Raw genomic sequence first — 20,799 nt, 5'->3', positions numbered from 1 at the left:
TTTTTAACTATTTTAATTAAACACTAGACAGCCAGTTGCCAGCATGAATATTATCCAATTCGTTAAATGTAGTTGCATAAGTTAAATATCAGGCATGTTTATAGGGTTATCAGCTACTTAGGCCCAATCTAATGAAACATGCTGTTAGGAGTTGATTCAATGCATTCTTCTTTTCTGAAGTATTTTATGGCCATCGCCGCGACCGTTACCCTAACGCAATCGCAAGCAGATATGGTTCAGTCATCATCATTCAATAATGATCATGACAATTCGCGTCTTGCAGCGCGTGTATTAAACAAAGAAGCTCAAAGCTTCAATTCAAATTTCACAAATTTGAACAGCCTTTCAATCACTGAGCGTTCTGGCGATAAAGTTCGTCGTCAAACCATTGCAGCAAAAATTGCAATTCCTGCAGAAGAGCCTTCAGTGATTGAGAAACTGAACAATGTTGCTTCAAACACAGTTCGTAAATTCAGTCAGACAGGTACAGCATCTTGGTATGGTCGTCAGTTCCATGGCCGTAAAACTGCCAGTGGTGAAACATTCGATATGAATGCAATGACTGCTGCACACCGTAGCCTGCCATTAAACTGCTTTATCCGCGTGACCAACAAAAACAATGGTAAGAGTGTTGTTGTGAAGGTGAATGACCGTGGTCCATTCCATGGCAACCGTGTTCTAGATTTATCTTACGGTGCTGCTAAACAGCTTGGTATTACCAATGCTGGTACTGCACATGTCAATATTGAGCGTGTAGATGGGCCAAACTCATAAGATTTGACCGCTCTACATTTAACTCAAAAGCCACAGTCATGTGGCTTTTTTATTTGGTGATGTAGAGCAAGCATTCGACTTGCTTTTATCCTTAATACTGTCGATGTTATTCCATTCAGATATAGCTCTTCTCTACTTTACTCACCCACTATCGATTTCATTTTGACCATACCCTCAAACTGTTTTATATTTTAAAAACTGACAGTACGTTCATGGATGGGAGCGATAGAATGAAAACAATATCCGAATGGTTAGATGAATATAGTGAAAGTCATCAAAACAAAACCAACAAACTGATTCATTGGGTCTGCGTGCCTGCCATCTATTTTTCCATTATTGGCATCATGGCACACTTTAGCGCTTTACTGACTGCCCTGCTCCTGGTTCTGGCTTTTGTGTTTTATGCACGTCTAGATATTGTACTGGCTGTAGCAATGGCAGCGCTAACCCTGATGATGGCTTGGTTTATCTGGGTTTTACCTGTAGGTATCGGCTTCTTTATTGCCTTGTTTGTTTTTGCCTGGATTGGGCAATTTTATGGACACAAAGTCGAAGGTAAAAAGCCTTCTTTCTTCAAGGACCTTCAATTCCTTCTCATTGGCCCGTTATGGTGCATGGATGCCTATTTAGGCAAAGTCCTACCTAAATGGAAATCTCGTCAATCTGAGGCAATACAGTGCGCTTAAAGCGTATGTAATATCATTACATTTATAAAACCAAGGAAAATTCCTTTATTGATAGGTTTTTCCTTGGTGTTTTAACCAACCACTGATGTGCTTATTGGATGGATCATGATGGGTCCAATGAATCACCCCACCTTTGTCGCTATATTCATACTCACCAAAAAACTCAACCTGATCCCCTTTTTGAATATTCTGGATGCGTGGCGCCAGATCAATATTGTGCGCAACTAATACAGTTTGACCAGAGGATAATTCCAGAATAAATTTCTGATGACGGAAACCTTCATTATCATCTTTTAATAACACTACCACCTTACCACTCGCCTGAACCTGAAGATCACTTTGTCTGTGCTGGTAAGCTTGCTCTATACGCTGGGTATCATCAGAAAGCTTATGCGTACTTTTTTGAACATGAGTCTGCTCTTGAAGCGCAATTTCTGCTGAAGGTATAAAAGTATTGGTCTGTTGTTTAGATTCTGATAAATCCAGACCTAAATAAGCAGCCACCAAAAGTGCAATGACAGCCCCGATCCCCATATTGGTTTTATTTGCCATAATTCCTCCTTGATTATTCTTTATTTAGTCATAAAAAAAGCCCCATTCGGGGCTTTTTTCTAATCCGTTACCGAATTATTTTGCAGCAGCCTGAGCAGCAGCAACTTCTTCAGCGAAAGAAAGCTCGGCTTTCTTCTCGATACCTTCACCCACTTCGAAACGAACGAAGTTAGCAACAGTAGTACCAGTCGCTTTAAGAACTTCAGCAACTTTCTTGTCGTTGTCGATTACGTATTGTTGACGCTCAAGAACAACTTCGTTCAGGTATTTCTCAACAGAACCTACAACCATTTTCTCAACGATGTTTGCTGGTTTGCCAGATTCAAGTGCTTTTGCTTCAGCGATTTCTTTTTCTTTCGCAATAAGGTCAGCAGGAACTTGTTCAGCGTTTACAGCAACCGGGTTGAATGCAGCAATGTGCATTGCCAAGCCTTTACCAGTTTCAGCATCACCTGAGTAAGATACAACAACACCGATACGAAGACCGTGTTTGTAAACAGCCAGGTTTTCACCTTCAACAATTTTCGCACGACGTACTTGGATGTTTTCACCGATTTTTTGAACTAGCGCAATACGAGCTTCTTCTACAGTAGCGCCATCTTCAAGTTTAAGCTCAGCGATTTTAGCAGCGTCAGTTTCGTTTGCAGCAAGTGCAGCAGCAGCAACTTTCGCAGAGAAACCAGCAAAGTTTTCGTCTTTAGCAACGAAGTCAGTTTGGCAGTTTACTTCTAGAAGGATTGCTTTGTTGCCTTCTTGAGCAATTGTGATCGCGCCGTCAGCAGCAATGTTACCAGCTTTTTTAGCTGCTTTTGCTTGACCAGATTTACGAAGGTTGTCGATCGCTAATTCGATGTCACCACCAGCTTCTGTCAAAGCTTTTTTACATTCCATCATTGCTAGACCAGTACGATCACGCAGTTCTTTAACCATGCTTGCTGTAACTGCAGTCATGTTTATCTCCTAAATTCGGTAGAAAATGAATTCTTTTTAGAACAGAAACGGCCCAGAGGATTCTCATGGGCCGCCTGCATACATAACGCTTACTTTGCCACCATCACGTGTCGCAAAAATGACAAGCTAGCGTCTAACGCATTAAGCCTCAGAAGCAGGAGCTTCTTCTGCTTTAGCTTGTGCATTTGCTTGTGATTGAGCATATTCTTTACCAGCAAGAATCGCATCAGCCATAGCAGAAGCATAAAGTGTTACTGCACGGATCGCATCGTCGTTACCCGGAATAACGTAGTCTACGTTGTCTGGGTTAGAGTTAGTATCAACGATACCGATTACAGGAATACCAAGGTTTTTAGCTTCTTTAATTGCAATCGCTTCGTGATCAACGTCGATTACAAATAATGCGTCAGGTAAACCACCCATGTTTTTAACGCCGCCTAAAGCACGTTCAAGTTTTTCCATCTCACGGCTACGTTCTAAAGCTTCACGTTTAGTAAGTTTAGCGAAAGTACCGTCTTGAGATTGAGTTTGAAGGTCTTTTAAACGGTTGATAGATTGGCGAAGAGTTTTCCAGTTCGTCAACATACCACCTAACCAACGGTGATCTACGTATGGTTGACCAGCGCGTTGAGCTTGTTCACGGATGATTGCAGAAGCAGCACGTTTAGTACCAACGAACAAAACTTTGTTCTTTTTGCTAGCCAATTGGTTAGCGAAGTTCAAAGCATCATTTAACGCAGGAACAGTGTGCTCAAGGTTGATGATGTGAATTTTGTTACGCGCGCCAAAGATATATTGACGCATTTTTGGGTTCCAGAAACGAGTTTGGTGACCAAAGTGCGCGCCAGCTTGTAGAAGGTCGCGCATGCTTACGTTGTAATCTGCCATTTTCTTTACCTTAAAGTTTGGGTTAGGCCTCCATATATCCGCATTCTCCACCCTTGCGGGCACCCAGAGTAATGTGACGATATATGTGCGGATTTTTAATACACCATTCAATCAGCCTCGCAAATATATTCACGAAAAAGCATTTGATAAAATGGGCGGCTATTTATACCATAGTCACATACAAATTTCCAAAAGTTTTTAGAGATCATGAACACTACTTATCAAGCTCCCCGTCGTTTAATCAAATCCGCAGAAGATATCGAAAAGATGCGTATCGCTGGACGACTGGCTGCAGAAGTGTTGGATATGATCAAACCGCATATCAAACCCGGCGTAACAACACTGGAATTGGATACGATTTGTCATGACTATATTGTAAATGTGCAGAATGCCATTCCTGCATGTTTAGGTTATGGTGCAGCGCCTGGCCGCCCTGCTTTCCAGCATACAATCTGTACATCTGTAAACCATGTGGTCTGTCACGGGATCCCATCTGAAAACAAGATCCTGAAAAAAGGCGATATTTTAAATATTGATGTCACGGTCATCAAAGATGGTTTCCATGGGGATACCAATATGATGTACATCGTGGGTGGTGAAACTTCAATTTTAGCAAACCGTCTATGTAAAGTCGCTCAAGAAGCAATGTATCGTGGTATGGCTGTAGTGAAACCAGGTGCTACCATTGGTGACATCGGCCATGCGATTCAAAAATATGTTGAATCTGAACGTTTTAGCGTTGTTCGTGAATACTGTGGCCATGGCATCGGTACGACTTTCCATGATGAACCACAGGTTCTGCACTATGGTCAGCCAGATACTGGTATGGTGCTTGAAGAAGGTATGACTTTTACGATTGAACCAATGGTAAATGCCGGTGTTTGGCAAACCAAACTACTGGGTGATAAATGGACTGTGGTCACTAAAGACCATAAATTATCGGCTCAATATGAGCATACTCTTTTAGTAACAAAAAATGGCATTGAAGTGCTGACTGCTCGTCCTGAAGAAGATTTGTCACGTTTTAGTGCATAACAACAACACTTCCTCATATAAATGGTCACTTTAAAGTGGCCATTTTTAGTTTATATTTCTCCTATTATTCTCATCCTCAAAGTATATTCTTAGTTCCTGTTTATCTAAACTACCTATCGATGTTCAAGATAAAGTTGTACTGATTCAGCATTTTTTTCGTATATTTTTCCAAATTCTTTTGCCCAATGTGCACCATTTTAGGCTAAGATAATGTGCTTTTTATTTTTTAATCCCTATAAGAAGGAATACTGCCGTGGACGTACGTCTCTCTGATCGTGTGAATGCCATCAAACCGTCCCCTACGCTTGCTGTGACAAACAAGGCTGCTGAATTGAAAGCTGCTGGTCACAACGTTATTGGTTTGGGCGCAGGTGAGCCAGATTTTGATACCCCTCAACACATCAAAGATGCAGCAATTGCAGCAATTAACAACGGTTTCACCAAATACACCGCTGTTGATGGTACGCCAGGTCTTAAAAAAGCAATTATTGCTAAATTAAAACGTGACAATAACCTTGACTATCAAGCGAACCAAATCCTGGTTTCCTGTGGTGGTAAACAGTCTTTCTTTAACTTGGCACTTGCTTTGTTAAACAAAGGTGATGAAGTGATCATCCCTGCTCCATTCTGGGTAAGCTATCCAGACATGGTGATCATTGCTGAAGGTACACCAGTAATCGTGAAATGTGGTGAAGAACAACGTTTCAAAATTACTCCTGAGCAATTAGAAGCTGCGATCACTGACAAAACCCGTTTAGTGGTATTAAACAGCCCTTCTAACCCGACTGGCATGATCTACACTAAAGCTGAATTAGAAGCTTTAGCTGCAGTACTTCGTAAATACCCAGAAGTATTCATCGCATCTGATGACATGTACGAACCAATCCGCTGGGAAGATGAATTCTACAACATCGCAACTGTTGCGCCTGACCTTTACGACCGCACTATCGTATTAAACGGTGTGTCTAAAGCCTATGCAATGACAGGCTGGCGTATCGGCTATGCAGCAGGTCCTGCTAAACTGATCGGTGCGATGAAAAAAATCCAGTCTCAATCAACTTCTAACCCAACTTCTATTTCACAAGTTGCTGCAGAAGCTGCATTGAATGGTCCTCAAGACGTTCTTGTACCAATGGTTGAAGCGTTCAAACGTCGTCATGACCTAGTTGTAAATGGCTTGAATGACATTAAAGGTATTTCTTGCCTTCCTGCTGACGGTGCATTCTATGCATATGCAAACATCAAACCATTGATTCGTGCGAAAGGTCTGAACTCTTGCACAGAATTTTCTGCTTGGTTACTGGAAGAAACTGGCGTTGCAGTCGTTCCTGGTGATGCATTCGGTCTAGGTGGTTTCATGCGTATCTCTTACGCAACTGCTGACGAAGTATTAGTTGATGCACTTGCACGTATCAAAAAAGCTGCTGATTCTATCGAAGGCATTGATGAGGCGATTGCTTCGATCGAAGCTGAAAAAGCTGCGAAATAATCTAATTGATTAGATAAAAAAACCCGCGATCATCGCGGGTTTTTTTATGCAGTTTGTAAATGCTTACGGTATTTAAGTGCCAAACAAAGCAAACACATCAATGCCGCAAAGGTATAGGAAATAGCCAGCATCCACCAGAAACCACTTATTCCCGAGACATTCAGATTGAGATTGAAGAGCGATACTGGATGATAAGCCAAATACCAGCCTCCGCTCAATCCACCTAATAGCAGTACTCCACTAAAAATAAACATGGGCAAGACCACCACTTTCCAGCAGCGCAGCATATTAACGCTAATCACCAGAATCGCATCAAAAATATGCATCCAGCACAATAAGAACATCAATGCCAGACTCACCGTAAGCACATCCGTATGATCACTAAACAGCGCCACAATCGGTTTCTGAAAAATTGCGATCAAGACCGCCAGAACAACTGCGCTTGCAACCACCACACGTAACGCTTTAAAAGTTAAAGCCCAGGCAGATTGCACTTGATTTGCACCAATCCTAGTAGAGACCAGAATGCTAAAGTCAGAGCTCATCGAAAATGGGACCATAAACAGCAGGCCAGCCAAACCCCTCGCTACTTGATGCGCATTCACCATTATCTCCCCCAAAGGCAAGATCAATAATGCAATCGCACTAATTGTAAAGACATCAATAAATACAACAATTGCTGAGGGTAAGCCGATTCTTAAAATTTTTAGCAAAGTCTTAAAATGGAAAAATTGTCCGGACCAGTGCACACGCAACTGCTTTTCCAGAAATATCAGGTAATAGACCACTAATAGTGCCCATTGAACAGTCAGATGAGCAATAAAAGCTCCCTCAACCCCATAGGCGGGCACATAACCCTGAATCCCAAAAATCAGGCAATAAGCCAAACTCACTTTGAATATCAGATAAAAAATATTGGCATAGAACACACGCTTCGCCTGACCACAGGCTTGCGTCAAAATATATAGAATACGCACTAACAAATGTGCTGGAAGCGTCCAAGCCAGTAACCATAAACAAGGTTGAATCAAAGCCTGTAATGCACTATCTGCTTTTAATAAATGCAGCAATGGATCCGCATGAGTCAATAACCATCCTGCAAAGACAGACAGGACACCGACAATAAGGATGCTCTGTTTCAGAATTTTTTGAATATCATCAAAAGCACGTCGCCCATATGCTTCAGCAAGTTCCTGCATCATACCCTGCAAGATCCCCGTCCCCGAAACAAATAATAAAGAATAAATAGATAAACACACAGCCATAGCAGCCACATGTTGCGGTGAGTAATGAGACAGGAAAATCATGTCAAATATTCCGGCCAACATTATGATGCTATTACTCAAAAAAATAGGCACCCAAAGATGCAAAAACTGTTTCATTGCAAAATCACTCTATTCTTAATTTTTTTTCTCGGGTTTTATTTTTAAACTGAATTATTTAAAACTGAGATATACAGTGGAAATCACATACAATCCTTGTGCCATAAATCTTTATATTTATTGATTTTTATAAAAAAGTTCAGTCTCTATCTTCAGTTCGCTTATAGAAAATAATAATTTTTTAAGCTCAGAAATTATGAGTTTTTCATTCTAATGTTTAACAATTTAATAAAAAGAAAGAATGATCACAACATGAAAAGTAGAACGCTATTTGAAATACGAACCTACTAATCACTATTTTCATCAGATAAAATCACCAGACTTGCTCTTCCTTTATCTGATTATATTTATTTCAGGAATCAGGTTGCTGAAACATGGCAATGACCTCAGCTTCTGTCATTTTTTTGGTTTGATTGTTAAATGAATGAAATGCTGGCTGATGATCTATATAAATTTCTAAATTGAAATCCAGATCCTCTGGCAGTTGCTCCAAAGTAAATACATTAATATTGGCAAAGGAATGATCTTTGGTCCGCCAGAAAATAAAAGTACCACAGGCATTGCAAAAACCACGCTCTGCCCATTCAGAAGTACTTGCAACAGATAAATGCTGCTGATCAATAAAGTGAATATTTTCTATATCAATCGACATGAGAGGCCCACTTGTGTGGCGGCGGCACATGGAACAATGACAGGCGGCCACTTCATAATTTCTAAGCTGAACTTCAAATCGAGTCGCACCGCATAAACATCTCGCTTTCATGATTATTCTTCCTCGGTATTATTATTTTTAATCATTTTACCGGATTCATTATAAGTAAAAGGCTTTGTACATTTCCTCATACAATTTTTTATTGCTGATCGAAGCACCATCTGCCTAAACTTGTCATTCAAATCCAGTATTTAAAATAATAAGGATAAGCTATGGATCTCAAGAATCTTTCAGGTTTGCAGATTATGCAAGAGATGCTTAAGGGCAACCTACCTATGCCTTCTATGGCAACCACTATTCCCATGTCTGCAAGCGAAGTCGAACCGGGACACGTGACCTTTGTTGTAAAAGCAGATGAACGCCATCTGAATCCTATGGGAGGTATACATGGCGGTTTTGCTGCAACTGTTTTAGATACGGTAACAGGCTGCGCGATTCATACTTTACTTGAAGCCGGTGTCGGTTATGGCACAATTGATCTGAATGTAAAAATGTGCCGTACAATTCCTCACAACCAAGAACTAAAAGCAATCGGAAAATCAATTAATCTCAGTAAAAATCTAGGCATTTCTGAGGGTCAAATTCTGGATGACGAAGGCCGTATTTATGCCCATGCCACAGCAACCTGCATGATTTTTCGCAATTCCGACCATTAACGTGTTTAAGGCTTAAAGTACGCCCCATTTCCCTTGCGGTGCTTTTACCAGTTTCGGCTGGGTCAATGCCCGATATTCGAAATAATGCTTAGAAACATTTGCTACACTCAGTACCTGAGTTTCTTTAGCAGAAGCTTGCCACACTTTAGACTGGTTCGATCCGGTCAGAAGATTACCAGCAAGCGCATAAATATAAAGATCTTTTTTCTGAGCTTCAGGCATGTTCAGAAAAATCTCAAAACTAAATTGGCGTTCTTTTTCGACCAGCCACTTTTCTGCAAACCATAGTTGCAACAAGTCACCCAGATATAACTGTTTAGTCGCTAAGGGCCATAAACGGATTTCTGCACCAGCCACAGGGGTAAAGTATTGAGCAGAATCTTGAATAATTTCGAGATAATGATCTTGATAAAAAGACAGTTGAGAGAAAATTTGAGGGATAGTGAGCGTATTCATTCGCTTTCTCCGGTTTAGCCATTTTTGTGCTGGCAAGTAGGTTTAAATCCACACTGTTTGACCATTTGGTCAAACGACTTTATGTTTTCAATCTAGCAAGTGAAATTTGTTCTGACAAGCATTTTTTAAGAAATTAATGCAATCGTTTAAATTAAAATCAGATAAGCGCAATTTGTAATAAATATGACAGTTTTTGCTTGACCCTTGATAAAATCTCTCTATAATCGCATTCAGATTCTCCCATAGCTCAGTCGGTAGAGCGACGGACTGTTAATCCGCAGGTCCCTGGTTCGAGCCCAGGTGGGAGAGCCAAATTCAAGAAAGCCCGCAGCATTAAAGCGGGCTTTTTTATTGCCTGAAATTTCATTTATAAAATGATTCGATTCTTCTTTTCTCTTATATATTCTTACTCTGCCCTTTTATTTACCTAGTTAGATTGGCTTATATTTTCATTTAATCAAATGTGTTTATACATACTTATTTTTAGTTAATAACAACGTTTACTATCTTGCATGATGCTAATTTCTCCACTCTTACTGTAAGAAACATCAGATTAAATTTTATATCGCTTAGGCTATTTTAAATTCTTTTAATAAATAAGTTAGTTACAGATTCTTTATAGTTATAAAAAAATCCCCCAATTTGGAGGATCTTCTTTGATGTCTTAATAAAGTAGCTTCTTAAGCTGCTTTTGTTGGCACACCACTATGGAAACGGAACATTTCATCTGGACTGAGAATCAGATTCTTTTCTACTTCCCGGATATGCTTAATTCGACTTTGAATATCTTCTTGCGGATTTTTCAATTTTGCAGTTTTAGCCACATCCAAAGCTAAGGCCAAGTAGTCCTCAAAATGGCGAGATTCAGATTTGAGCAAGTAACGGTAATAGCGTCCTAACTCGTCATCCACCAGCGGAGCAAGCGCATAGAAACGCTCACAAGAGCGTGCTTCTACAAAAGCACCAATCACCAGCACATCAATTAATGCTTCTGGTTCATAGGTCCGGATTTCCTTACGCAAACCACCCGCATAACGCCCTGCACTGAGACCAATCCATTGCTGGCCACGCTTATTCATGAATTCCAGCACCTGTTCATAGTGCAGCATTTCTTCACGTACCAGTTGCGCCAGTTTCACCTGTAAATCTACAAAGAAGCTATAGCGGAACATCAGGTTCATTGCTGTACTGGCTGCTTTCTTCTCACAGTTAGCATGATCCTGCATCAGGATCTCCAGATTCTGTAATGCCTCATCGAGCCAGGCTTTTGGTGTTTCACAACCCAGGAAGCCAATGACAGGCTTCATCAGTTCATCATAATCAATATTTGACATATGTTTCTTGCAATCTTAACGCGCAGCTTTAATTGCAGCCTTCATTTGTTGAACCGCTTGCGCTAAACCAACAAAAACTGCATCTGCAATAATCGAGTGACCAATATTTAATTCATGAATTTGAGGAATTGCAGCAATTGGAGTGACATTATCCATATTCAGACCATGACCTGCATTCACCACCAGACCTTTAGAAGCAGCATATTCAGCGCCTTTCACAATGCGTTCAAGTTCCGCTTGTTGCGCTTCTGGAGTTTCTGCATCGGCATAGGCGCCTGTGTGAATCTCAATCGTCGGCGCACCACACGCGACCGCAGCATCAATCTGGGCAAAGTCAGCATCAATAAATAGTGACACATCACAGCCAATCGCAGTCAGTTCTTGAGTGGCTTTTTTCACATCTTCAAAATGACCAACCACATCCAGACCGCCTTCAGTAGTGACTTCCTGACGTTTTTCAGGCACAAAACAGACATGATGCGGCTGAATTTCTTTAGCAAAAGCCACCATTTCATCAGTCACAGCCATTTCCAGATTCATATGCGTGGTCAATACCGGACGCATACGACGTACATCATCATCCTGGATATGACGACGGTCTTCACGTAAATGCAAGGTAATGCCCTCTGCACCCGCCTGTTCGCAGATCAATGCAGCATTGACTGGGTCTGGGTACGTCGTACCACGTGCTTGTCTTAAAGTTGCGACATGGTCAATATTGACACCAAGTAATGCAGCCATAATATTTTCCTAACTACGATTGAGATTGAGAATTTTGGATCCACAACTGTCGACTTTTCAGTGGTCGGTCACCAAGCAAAGCAGTGATCACCTGTCGATATAGCTTCGTCAGTAATTGTAACTGTTCTGGATTAAAATCCCTACCCTTTTCATAGTGCTGCATTGTTAAAATCTGCTGGCCCGACATGGTTGAGCGCAAGGCCTTGGCCGAAGGCATAAAACCTTCATTCAACTGAAAATAGTAATGTTGCAAGGGATTGATTGGTGCCTGATTGGCATCAACCGAAAAATCCAGTTCATAGCCCAGTTCTTCTAATAAGATATGTTCAAACTGACGCAGAACCTGTTTTAAATAAGTATTGGGATTTTCCTGATCGGAGAGTTTTTGCAAGGCATTCAACGTTTCGCCATATTTGGCAAAGGTCAGCGGCATTTGCACTTCAAGCGGACATAAACGCAACAGGATTTCATTTAGATAAAAGCCAGAAAAGAAGGCATCGCCAAAAAAAAAGATCGGCTGATTAACAATTTCTAATTTGGTGAAGTTTTTGAGTTCAGATTTGCCAGAGGCTAGCAAGCTGATGGGTTGATATTGTGGTGGAGGATTTTGTCTCAGTATCCCGTCAATACGGCCATATTCCTGGGTAAATAAATGCACAATATGACTGCGATCGCGATATTTACGATGATGAATCAAGTATCCATGCAGCACTTCATTACGCATAGGCTACTTCTTTAGTCTTTATTCTTTTTTGATTTTTTCTCGTCTTCTTCGTCATCCCCATCGGGAATGGCGGCACCCACAACAGCCGCGGTCCCTTTGACCGCGTACTTTGTGGTTTTATAGGCAACTTTGGCAGGAACGGTCACTACTTTATGAATACAGCCCTGCAAAAATAAAACACATGCAATGACTACCAGAAATTTCATCATGATCCGTTCCTATCCAATTTAAATGTCGCTATAACCTAGACTTTTCAGGGCTCGCTCATCATCAGACCAGCCGCCTTTGACTTTCACCCAAAGCGTTAGCATGATTTTCTGTTCGAACATCTTTTCCATATCGACACGTGCATCCATACCGATTTTTTTCAGCTTGGAGCCTTTTTCACCAATCACAATGGCTTTTTGGCCAGCACGATCAACGAAAATGGTGGCATCAATATAAGTACATGCCGGCTTCATACGACCTGTTTTTTCGTTCAGGGTCGGCTCTTCAGTTTTGAAAGATTCAATCTGAACAGTTAAATCGTATGGCAGTTCTTCGCCTAACTGACGCATGATCTTTTCACGGATAATTTCAGAGGCCAGGAAACGCTCTGAACGATCGGTAAGCTGATCTAATGAATACAGTGGTGGCTGGAATGGCAGGTACTTGGCAATCGTATCGCGTAAGTGTTCGAGATTTGCACCACGAAGTGCAGATACCGGTACGATTTCAGCAAAGTTCATCAGTTTAGCACGTTCACGAATCAGCGGTAAGGCCTCATTCTTGTTCTCAAACGTGTCCAGCTTGTTAATCACCAGAATTACTGGCATATCCGCATTTTTTAATTTCTCCAGAACAAGCTCGTCGTTCTGGGTCCATTTCTGTGCGTCAACTACAAACAGTACCAGGTTCACGTCACGCAGTGCAGAGTGCGCAGCTCGGTTCATCATTTTATTGATGGCACGCACTTCTTTCTTATGCATCCCCGGTGTATCAACAAATACTGCCTGAGATTTTTCACGTGAATCAATCCCTACAATTTTATGACGTGTGGTTTGTGGCTTACGTGAAGTAATCGAAAGTTTCTGGCCCAGTAAGTGGTTCATCAAGGTCGATTTACCTACGTTTGGACGTCCGACAATCGCCACGAAACCGCTACGATAATCAGAAGGAATTTCAGTACCCTGTGCACTGAAAAATTGACTAATCAAGTCATTGCTGTCGCTTTGCGACTCGTGATCAGCATCAATGTGATCGGAATGAGTAGTCATTAAGACTTATGCTCCAAATGTTTTAAAATATCTGCCGCAACCGCCTGTTCAGCGAATCGTCGGCTTGAACCTTCACCGGCCATGACCGGTAAGCCTTCTACCTGGCATTCCACTTTGAAATGCTGGTTCGGGGCATCACCCTGAATATCTACAACCTCGTAAACTGGGAGAGGTTTTTTACGTGCTTGTAAATATTCCTGTAGGCGTGATTTAGGGTCTTTCAGCTGGTCAGTTGGTTCTATATTGTCTAAATACGGTTCGTACCATTTTAGCACAATCGCCTGTAGTACAGTGAGATCACCGCAATCCACATAGATCGCACCAATAATGGCTTCGACCGTATCCGCAAGTATAGACTCACGATGATGACCACCCGATTTCAGCTCACCCGTACTGAGAATCAGGTTCTGACTCAATTTTAGATCATTAGCAATTTTCCCTAACGCTTCCTGTCGGACAAGAGTCGCACGCATACGCGTCAGACGGCCCTCGTTTTCCTGCGGGTAAGCAGTAAAGAGATAATTGGCTATGATCATCCCTAAAAGAGAATCGCCTAGAAATTCTAGGCGTTCATAGTTGTGTTTATGACTGACTGAACGATGGGTCAATGCCAGTTTTAACAGATCAGCTTGTTTAAACTGATAACCGATCCGTTTGGCAAGACGCTCATCATTTAGTTTTGACTGTGCTTTGATCAAAATCTTTCTCAAACTTCATCACTAAATCTATATTCAATATAAAATTCTTGCGAATTTCATAATTCTTGTGCACCTGTAAACCATCAGTGTTGGTTACCTTGGCAATTTCATCAAATTTCAGATCGCGAATATTGTTCATTTCTAAACGCTGACCCATCTGTTGACGAAATTTTTCTGGTGCAATATTTGCCGGAGAACTCTTTAAAAGTTCCTCAATCTGATTGTCCACCATACGATCATCAAAGTATGGCCCCCAAACTGCAATCGCCACTTTGGCAAGAAAAGCAAACCCCATGATTGCAAATAAAATTCCAATATACGAAGCACCTTGTTGATGTTTCATTTTTTATTTTCCTGACTGAAATAATTAATCGATTATTCCGTTTCGACTAAACGATGGCAGTTTAAAGCCAGGTTCTTTATGCATCCAGATATAGAATGCGCGACCTGTTAAGTTTTCTTCCGGAACAAAGCCCCAGAAACGACTGTCAGCACTTTGATCGCGATTATCCCCCATCGCAAAGTAATGGCCTTCTGGAACTTTCACTTCCCAATATAAACCATTTTCAGCTGAAAACTTACCATTTTCTATATAGTTAAGGAATGGAGCCTGACGAGCTACATTTACTCCTTCCAGTTCACGCATAGTGAAAGTATGTTCGCCAATGGTTTCTTTATGATAAATCGAATTTGGCGTATCCAGGCGATCTTTTTCACGGCTGAATTCTACTGGAACTTTTGCTACTTTCTCACCATTAATGGTTAACTGGCCATGATCATAAACAATATGATCACCTGGCAAACCAATTACACGTTTGATATAGCTAATCGTTGGTTGTGGCGGATAGCGGAAGACCACGACATCACCACGCTCCGGGCTACCTGTATCCAGAATTTTTGTATTAACAATTGGTAATTTCACACCATAGTCAAATTTATTGACCAGGATAAAATCACCGGTTTCCAGGGTTGGAACCATGGAGTCTGATGGAATATTGAAAGGTTCGTACAGGAAAGAACGCAATACTAAAACGACCGCCAAAACCGGCCAGAAATCATAAGCCCAGGTAATAATGAAGTTTTCATTGCCCTTACCTTTGGTCTGTCGTTGTTTCAGAACAAACTTATCCAGCAACCAGACCGCGACGAAAAATAAGGTCGCAGGAACAAGAATCAAATTAAAATCAAAATCCATGGGCTTATTATCCTTATAGTATTAGCGTTCGACTTTCAGTACAGCTAAGAACGCTTCTTGTGGAATTTCAACGCTACCCACCTGTTTCATACGTTTCTTACCTTCTTTCTGTTTTGCAAGAAGTTTCTTCTTACGTGATACGTCCCCACCATAACATTTTGCCAATACGTTTTTACGCATTGCTTTTACAGTAGAACGGGCAATAATTTGCGCACCAATAGCAGCCTGAATTGCCACATCAAACATCTGACGAGGAATCAGGTCTTTCATTTTTTCAACCAGTGCAATTCCACGATGACGTGCATCCTGACGATGGCAAATCATTGCTAAAGCATCGACTTTTTCACCATTGATCAGGACATCCACTTTCACCAGTGATGAACTTTCAAAACGCACAAAGTTGTAATCTAGTGACGCAAAACCACGTGAACAAGATTTCAATTTATCAAAGAAATCCATCACCACTTCGGCCATTGGAATTTCAAAAGTAACGGATACCTGATTCGCCATGAACTTCATGTCTTTCTGTACACCACGGCGCTCAATACATAGGGTCATGACATTACCCAGGTATTCCTGTGGCACGAGGATATGACACTCTGCAATTGGTTCACGCAGGTCTTCAACAGTTGAGCCATCTGGCATTTTTGACGGACTATCGATGTAAATGGTATTGCCATTTTTCATCACTGCTTCATAAATTACAGTTGGTGCTGAAGAGATCAAATCCAGATCGTATTCACGTTCTAGACGCTCCTGTACGATCTCCATGTGCAGCATACCTAAGAAGCCACAGCGGAAACCGAAGCCTAGAGCATCAGAACTTTCTGGTTCGAAGAACAGCGCAGAGTCATTGATTTGCAGTTTATGCAATGCTTCACGGAAAGGTTCAAAATCACTGGAATCGATTGGGAACAGGCCCGCATAGACCTGTGGTTTTACTTTTTTGAAACCAGGTAATGTTGGAACTTCTGGAGTAGTTGCCAGTGTAATGGTATCACCCACTGGTGCACCAAAAATGTCTTTAATACCGGCAATCACGAAACCAACTTCACCCGCTTCAAGGATATCGGTTTCAGTATGCTTCGGATTGAAAATACCGACTGAAGTGATGATATGTGTCTGACCCGTCGATTTCACCAGCATCTTGTCGCCTTTGCGAACACGCCCCTGTTTCACACGAACTAGAGATACCACGCCCAAGTAGTTATCGAACCATGAGTCAATAATCAACGCTTGCAGCGGTGCATCACGTTCACCTGTTGGTGCAGGAATGACATTCACCAGCGTTTCAAGTACACCTTCAATACCTAGGCCAGTTTTTGCTGAACAGGTCGGTGCTTCAGTCGCTTCAATCCCGATAATATCTTCAATTTCCTGAATTACACGTTCGGGTTCAGCCTGTGGCAAGTCAATCTTGTTCAGTACTGGTAAAACTTCCAGACCCTGCTCAATCGCGGTATAGCAGTTTGCTACAGACTGCGCTTCTACCCCTTGCGCTGCATCCACAACGAGAAGTGCACCTTCACAGGCCGCTAAAGAACGTGAAACTTCATAAGAGAAATCCACGTGTCCCGGGGTATCAATGAAGTTCAACTGATACTCTTGACCATTTGGATGGGTATAGTACAAGGTGACCGAAGCCGCTTTGATGGTAATCCCACGTTCGCGTTCAAGTTCCATAGAATCAAGAACTTGAGCCTGCATTTCACGATCCTGTAAACCACCACAAGTTTGAATAAAACGGTCTGCCAGAGTCGATTTACCGTGGTCAATATGCGCAATAATCGAGAAGTTACGAATGTTTTTAATATCAACAGATTTTTTAGCTTGCGCCATGGGCTACCTTGAGAAAAAAACGCGCCATGCAATTTAAAAAGTCATTGCATAACAAAAGCCGAATAGAAATTGCCGAGGATTATAGCAGAATGGAGATACAGAAAAAGAATTATCTTTCTTCTCTCTTAGCTGTCTTAAGCACATGACCAGTTTCTTCTTATTTTTCTTTTCCTCAGCTTTTTCTTAGAAACAGCTTGTTAAATGGGCTGTTTCCTATTTAGTAGCTGCCTTCTATTCGATCTCAATATCATCACCTTATTAGATTGATTCTTCTCTTATTGCCTTTGCTTCTTCACTCAAATATAAAGTAGAAAAATCATAAGGGTTAATACTGTCTGAGAGGGGCTGATAAGCTTGGGTAAAACTTGGCGACATACGCTTCGGGCGACCCGACGCAATTTCGATACAAGCCCACTGCGTGCTACCGGTAAATAGGACATTCTGATCCTGTGGACGATAAAAAGCATACTGTCTGAATGAATATAAGGCATTCAAATCACTTAACCAGGTTCGTAGAATCAGCTCATCCCCTTCAAATGCCGCCTTGCGATACTGGACATGATGTTCAACTGCAACCATGGCATGTTTAAGTTGCAGATACTCATTTAAACCGAGTCCTAATTGCTCGATATGGGCCGAGGCCACATCCTGCATCCACTGCACATAAATGACGTTATTCACATGTCCTAGACGATCAATATGTTCAGGATGTACCTTTAAAACTTGGTCAAAAATACCAGTCACTTTTCTCTTATCCTTTATCGCAATTTTTTCCATGTACAGAGTCTACAGAAATTATGGCTCGGGTAAATTGCGAAAAATAAAAAACCGCCTATACAAGCGGTCTTTTATTGAAGATTCATATATTTTATGAAATGCGCATCCCGACAATGGCACGTTGACCCTGACGAATCAGACCGACACGGGCAACACTACCTTTTTTCAGGTCTGCCACAGCTTCCACAAACTGGTTACTGTTCAATATCGCTTTACCATTGATTTGAGTCACAACATCATTTGGCATGATCCGTGCCTGAGCTGCGATCCCGTCTCTACGAACGTCCTGAATGACTACACCACCCTTAATCTCTAAACGCTCTTTTTCAGCCGGACTTAATTCACGAATAGTAACGCCTAATACCGGACCTTTATTTGGCTGAGCCTGGTTGCCTGCTTTGGCTGGCGTTTCATCTGGCGCAATCGTGAGTGTTGCATTGATATTACGACGTTTATCATCACGTAATATTTCTAACTGGATCTGCTGTTTAGGCGCAGAACGGTTCAAATAGTTCAGCAACTGGCTAGTGCGTGAAATATCAGTACCATTGTATTTTAAAATCACATCACCGGCTTGCAGACCCGCTTTAGCCGCTGGCGAATTTGGTGCAACCTGGGTAATTAAAGAACCTTCTGGCTTAGATAATTTATAAGATTCAGCCAAAGTACGGTCGATATCTTGCAGGCTTACCCCCAGATAAGAACGAGTCACCTTACCATCACGTTTCAGCTGGTCAGCGACTTCCATAGCGACATCAATCGGAATCGAAAATGACAGCCCCATATAACCGCCAGTACCACTGAAGATTCGTGAGTTCACCCCAACCACTTCACCGCGCTGGTTAAATAGCGGTCCACCCGAGTTTCCCGGGTTGAGGGCAACGTCAGTTTGAATAAATGGTACGGCTGTTTCACCCATCATGTTACGCATCTTGGCACTGACAATGCCGGCAGAAGCGGAGTAGTCAAAACCAAAAGGTGAACCGATTGCTAATACGGGTTCACCTACACGTAATTTATCGACATCACCAGTACGCAGTTCCGGGAAACCTGAACCATTAACTTTCAATAAAGCGACGTCAGTACGCTCGTCGCTTCCCACGACTGTTGCATCAATTTCCCGACGATCATTCAAGGTAATTGTCACTTTAGACGCATCTTCAACTACGTGGTGGTTGGTCAGCAGATAGCCATCCTTACTAATGAAGAAGGCACTCCCATATCCGGTTTTTTCCTGCGGTACACGTGGCTGCGGAATAATCACTTGATTACCAAAGAAACGGCGTAAAATTTCAGGAACCTGTTGTTGCAAGAGCTCTTCTTCGCTCATTTTTTTGACAACACTCACACTGACAACTGCCGGACTGACCTGATCAACCAGGTTAGAAAAATCGACGGGTGTTACTGCCTGTAACTGAGCAGCACTCATAGTAACAGTCGCTGCAAATAATCCTTTTTTTAAATCCAGAATTTTCATATAAATTATTCACCCAAATTGTTGATAAATTTATGTAAATAGGTTTTATCACAAACTTCATATATTTTAAGTAAAAATATGTTCGAAAGCTTGAATGTTAGCAACCTTTAATTTTTCTAAAGCATTAAGTTAAAGCTTTTATTACGCCAATCTCAACTTTTTAAGTCATTGAAATAAAAAGGACATAACCTCATTTTAAATCCGTCTATGAAAATAAAATTACAGTTATGTCCACTGAAGAATTTATCATCATTGTCTATTTAATCATAGAGGAAATTTACCCAACTATAGTCTCTGAACCATTAAGAAAACGTGGTTTTCCACCTGCTTTAACCGATATTGAAATTATCACAATTCAAATTGTTGGTGAGTGTCTCAAAATGGATACGGATAAAAGCATATGGATGTTTTTTAAAAACAATTACTTAAGTTGGTTCCCTCATTTAGGTTCATATCCTAACTTTTGTAAGCATTGTGCAAACTTATGGCAAGTTCATCAAAAAATCACAGCCCAATTAACTGCACATTATGGTCAGGATCATATTCATTTTATTGATGGATTTCCTATACCTGTTTGTCGTTATAGTCGAGCAAAAAGACACAAGAATTTCAAAGAACATGCAGGTTTTAGTTATTGTGCTGCACAACAAGAGAAATACTATGGTTTTAAAGGGCATCTTGTAATTAATTTGGAGGGTATGATTACTGGCTATACTTTCGCTCCAGCAAATGTAGATGAGCGTGATGTTGCACCAGAAATCACAGAAAATATTCATGGGTTACTAGGTGCAGATAAAGGTTACTTAAGACCCAGCTTAAAAGAATACTATAAATTTCAGTATGTTGATCTACAAACTCCTTTAAGAAAGAATATGCCGGACTCTAGATCTCAAGAATCAATGAGGTTGCTTATGAGAGCACGAAGGAAAATTGAAACGGTCATTGGTCAATTAACTGATCGCTTTAATATTCAAAAAGTAAGGGCAAGAGATTTATGGCACTTATCGCATCGTTTTATCAGAAAGATTTTGTCACATACGGTCTGCGTCGTTATGAATAAAAAATGTGGTTATTCGCCGATTCAATTTGAAAAGCTTATTTAAAGTTGAGATTGGCGTTTTTATTAATTTTTTTCATCAATAAATGAGCACTTAAACGCTTGCCTTTTGTACAAAAA

Annotated in this window: 23 protein-coding genes and 1 tRNA gene; 7 read left to right on the top strand and 17 right to left on the bottom strand. The window is 41.2% G+C overall.

Annotation, left to right across the window (positions count from 1 at the left end; translation table 11 throughout):
• The first annotated feature begins 159 nt into the window (after window positions 1–159).
• Both C3F22_RS03925 and C3F22_RS03920 read left to right on the top strand, forming a co-directional pair.
• Complete coding sequence (locus C3F22_RS03925; protein ID WP_004784482.1) at window positions 160–774, top strand: septal ring lytic transglycosylase RlpA family protein; 615 nt, start codon at window positions 160–162, stop codon at window positions 772–774.
• Window positions 775–1,004: 230 nt separating this feature from the next.
• Window positions 1,005–1,460, top strand: coding sequence for a DUF962 domain-containing protein (locus C3F22_RS03920; RefSeq protein ID WP_004784483.1), 456 nt, complete (start codon window positions 1,005–1,007; stop codon window positions 1,458–1,460).
• A 45-nt stretch (window positions 1,461–1,505) separates the two neighbouring features.
• On the opposite strand, the gene C3F22_RS03915 is transcribed toward C3F22_RS03920, so the two are convergent.
• The 3 genes from C3F22_RS03915 to rpsB all read right to left on the bottom strand — a co-directional run bounded on the left by C3F22_RS03915 (window position 1,506) and on the right by rpsB (window position 3,851).
• The gene (locus tag C3F22_RS03915; protein WP_004784486.1) at window positions 1,506–2,012 is read right to left on the bottom strand and encodes a DUF3465 domain-containing protein; all 507 of its coding nucleotides are present in this window, start codon (window positions 2,010–2,012) and stop codon (window positions 1,506–1,508) included.
• 75 nt (window positions 2,013–2,087) lie between these two features.
• On the bottom strand, window positions 2,088–2,963 hold the full coding sequence (tsf, locus tag C3F22_RS03910; protein WP_004784491.1) for a translation elongation factor Ts: 876 nt from the start codon (window positions 2,961–2,963) through the stop codon (window positions 2,088–2,090).
• A gap of 141 nt (window positions 2,964–3,104) precedes the next feature.
• Window positions 3,105–3,851 carry a 30S ribosomal protein S2 gene (gene rpsB, locus C3F22_RS03905; protein ID WP_004784492.1) on the bottom strand — a complete coding sequence of 249 codons (747 nt, stop codon included), beginning with the start codon at window positions 3,849–3,851 and terminating at the stop codon, window positions 3,105–3,107.
• A gap of 207 nt (window positions 3,852–4,058) precedes the next feature.
• On the opposite strand from rpsB, the gene map reads away from it, so the two are divergent.
• Window positions 4,059–4,886, top strand: a complete 828-nt coding sequence (gene map / locus C3F22_RS03900; protein WP_004784494.1) for a type I methionyl aminopeptidase — start codon at window positions 4,059–4,061, stop codon at window positions 4,884–4,886.
• A 253-nt stretch (window positions 4,887–5,139) separates the two neighbouring features.
• Window positions 5,140–6,375, top strand: a complete 1,236-nt coding sequence (locus C3F22_RS03895; protein WP_004784496.1) for a pyridoxal phosphate-dependent aminotransferase — start codon at window positions 5,140–5,142, stop codon at window positions 6,373–6,375.
• Window positions 6,376–6,419: 44 nt separating this feature from the next.
• Here the strand turns inward: C3F22_RS03895 and C3F22_RS03890 are convergent, their stop codons facing one another.
• Window positions 6,420–7,682, bottom strand: coding sequence for an MATE family efflux transporter (locus tag C3F22_RS03890; RefSeq protein ID WP_267460443.1), 1,263 nt, complete (start codon window positions 7,680–7,682; stop codon window positions 6,420–6,422).
• Window positions 7,683–8,109: 427 nt separating this feature from the next.
• A complete protein-coding gene (locus C3F22_RS03885; protein WP_004784500.1) occupies window positions 8,110–8,520 on the bottom strand; it encodes a GFA family protein in 411 nt (136 codons plus the stop codon).
• A gap of 161 nt (window positions 8,521–8,681) precedes the next feature.
• Between C3F22_RS03885 and C3F22_RS03880 the strand changes: the two genes are divergently transcribed.
• Window positions 8,682–9,125, top strand: coding sequence for a PaaI family thioesterase (locus C3F22_RS03880; RefSeq protein WP_104425898.1), 444 nt, complete (start codon window positions 8,682–8,684; stop codon window positions 9,123–9,125).
• 12 nt (window positions 9,126–9,137) lie between these two features.
• Here the strand turns inward: C3F22_RS03880 and C3F22_RS03875 are convergent, their stop codons facing one another.
• Window positions 9,138–9,581, bottom strand: a complete 444-nt coding sequence (locus tag C3F22_RS03875) for a hypothetical protein (protein WP_004784504.1) — start codon at window positions 9,579–9,581, stop codon at window positions 9,138–9,140.
• A 236-nt stretch (window positions 9,582–9,817) separates the two neighbouring features.
• On the opposite strand from C3F22_RS03875, the gene C3F22_RS03870 reads away from it, so the two are divergent.
• Window positions 9,818–9,893: transfer RNA gene (locus C3F22_RS03870), tRNA-Asn, on the top strand.
• A 368-nt stretch (window positions 9,894–10,261) separates the two neighbouring features.
• Here the strand turns inward: C3F22_RS03870 and C3F22_RS03865 are convergent.
• From C3F22_RS03865 to C3F22_RS03815, 11 genes are all read right to left on the bottom strand, one after another.
• The gene (locus tag C3F22_RS03865; RefSeq protein WP_004784505.1) at window positions 10,262–10,915 is read right to left on the bottom strand and encodes a tRNA-(ms[2]io[6]A)-hydroxylase; all 654 of its coding nucleotides are present in this window, start codon (window positions 10,913–10,915) and stop codon (window positions 10,262–10,264) included.
• Window positions 10,916–10,930: 15 nt separating this feature from the next.
• Complete coding sequence (gene pdxJ / locus C3F22_RS03860) at window positions 10,931–11,656, bottom strand: pyridoxine 5'-phosphate synthase (RefSeq protein WP_004784507.1); 726 nt, start codon at window positions 11,654–11,656, stop codon at window positions 10,931–10,933.
• 13 nt (window positions 11,657–11,669) lie between these two features.
• Window positions 11,670–12,380, bottom strand: coding sequence for a DNA repair protein RecO (gene recO, locus C3F22_RS03855; RefSeq protein WP_004784509.1), 711 nt, complete (start codon window positions 12,378–12,380; stop codon window positions 11,670–11,672).
• An 11-nt stretch (window positions 12,381–12,391) separates the two neighbouring features.
• On the bottom strand, window positions 12,392–12,589 hold the full coding sequence (locus C3F22_RS03850) for an NF038104 family lipoprotein (protein WP_004784512.1): 198 nt from the start codon (window positions 12,587–12,589) through the stop codon (window positions 12,392–12,394).
• A gap of 18 nt (window positions 12,590–12,607) precedes the next feature.
• Window positions 12,608–13,636: a GTPase Era gene (gene era / locus C3F22_RS03845; protein ID WP_004784513.1), complete on the bottom strand. Its 1,029-nt coding sequence runs from the start codon at window positions 13,634–13,636 to the stop codon at window positions 12,608–12,610.
• Complete coding sequence (gene rnc, locus C3F22_RS03840) at window positions 13,636–14,334, bottom strand: ribonuclease III (RefSeq protein WP_004784515.1); 699 nt, start codon at window positions 14,332–14,334, stop codon at window positions 13,636–13,638. Before rnc ends, era begins: the two co-directional genes overlap by 1 nt.
• On the bottom strand, window positions 14,306–14,677 hold the full coding sequence (locus C3F22_RS03835; protein ID WP_004784516.1) for a DUF4845 domain-containing protein: 372 nt from the start codon (window positions 14,675–14,677) through the stop codon (window positions 14,306–14,308). The genes rnc and C3F22_RS03835 overlap by 29 nt, the downstream gene beginning before the upstream one ends.
• A gap of 24 nt (window positions 14,678–14,701) precedes the next feature.
• The gene (gene lepB, locus C3F22_RS03830; RefSeq protein ID WP_004784518.1) at window positions 14,702–15,529 is read right to left on the bottom strand and encodes a signal peptidase I; all 828 of its coding nucleotides are present in this window, start codon (window positions 15,527–15,529) and stop codon (window positions 14,702–14,704) included.
• 21 nt (window positions 15,530–15,550) lie between these two features.
• Window positions 15,551–17,368 carry a translation elongation factor 4 gene (gene lepA, locus C3F22_RS03825; protein ID WP_004784519.1) on the bottom strand — a complete coding sequence of 606 codons (1,818 nt, stop codon included), beginning with the start codon at window positions 17,366–17,368 and terminating at the stop codon, window positions 15,551–15,553.
• A 258-nt stretch (window positions 17,369–17,626) separates the two neighbouring features.
• Window positions 17,627–18,112, bottom strand: coding sequence for an acyl-CoA thioesterase (locus C3F22_RS03820; RefSeq protein ID WP_004784520.1), 486 nt, complete (start codon window positions 18,110–18,112; stop codon window positions 17,627–17,629).
• A gap of 124 nt (window positions 18,113–18,236) precedes the next feature.
• Window positions 18,237–19,622 carry a Do family serine endopeptidase gene (locus C3F22_RS03815; RefSeq protein WP_104425897.1) on the bottom strand — a complete coding sequence of 462 codons (1,386 nt, stop codon included), beginning with the start codon at window positions 19,620–19,622 and terminating at the stop codon, window positions 18,237–18,239.
• 227 nt (window positions 19,623–19,849) lie between these two features.
• On the opposite strand from C3F22_RS03815, the gene C3F22_RS03810 reads away from it, so the two are divergent.
• Window positions 19,850–20,725 carry an IS982-like element ISAba825 family transposase gene (locus C3F22_RS03810; protein ID WP_104425896.1) on the top strand — a complete coding sequence of 292 codons (876 nt, stop codon included), beginning with the start codon at window positions 19,850–19,852 and terminating at the stop codon, window positions 20,723–20,725.
• Window positions 20,726–20,799: the final 74 nt, after the last annotated feature.

Source organism: Acinetobacter sp. ACNIH1, assembly GCF_002934695.1.
Lineage (GTDB): Bacteria > Pseudomonadota > Gammaproteobacteria > Pseudomonadales > Moraxellaceae > Acinetobacter > Acinetobacter variabilis.
The sequence above is the reverse complement of the archived record's forward strand: the minus strand, read 5'-3'. Positions and strand labels throughout refer to the sequence as shown.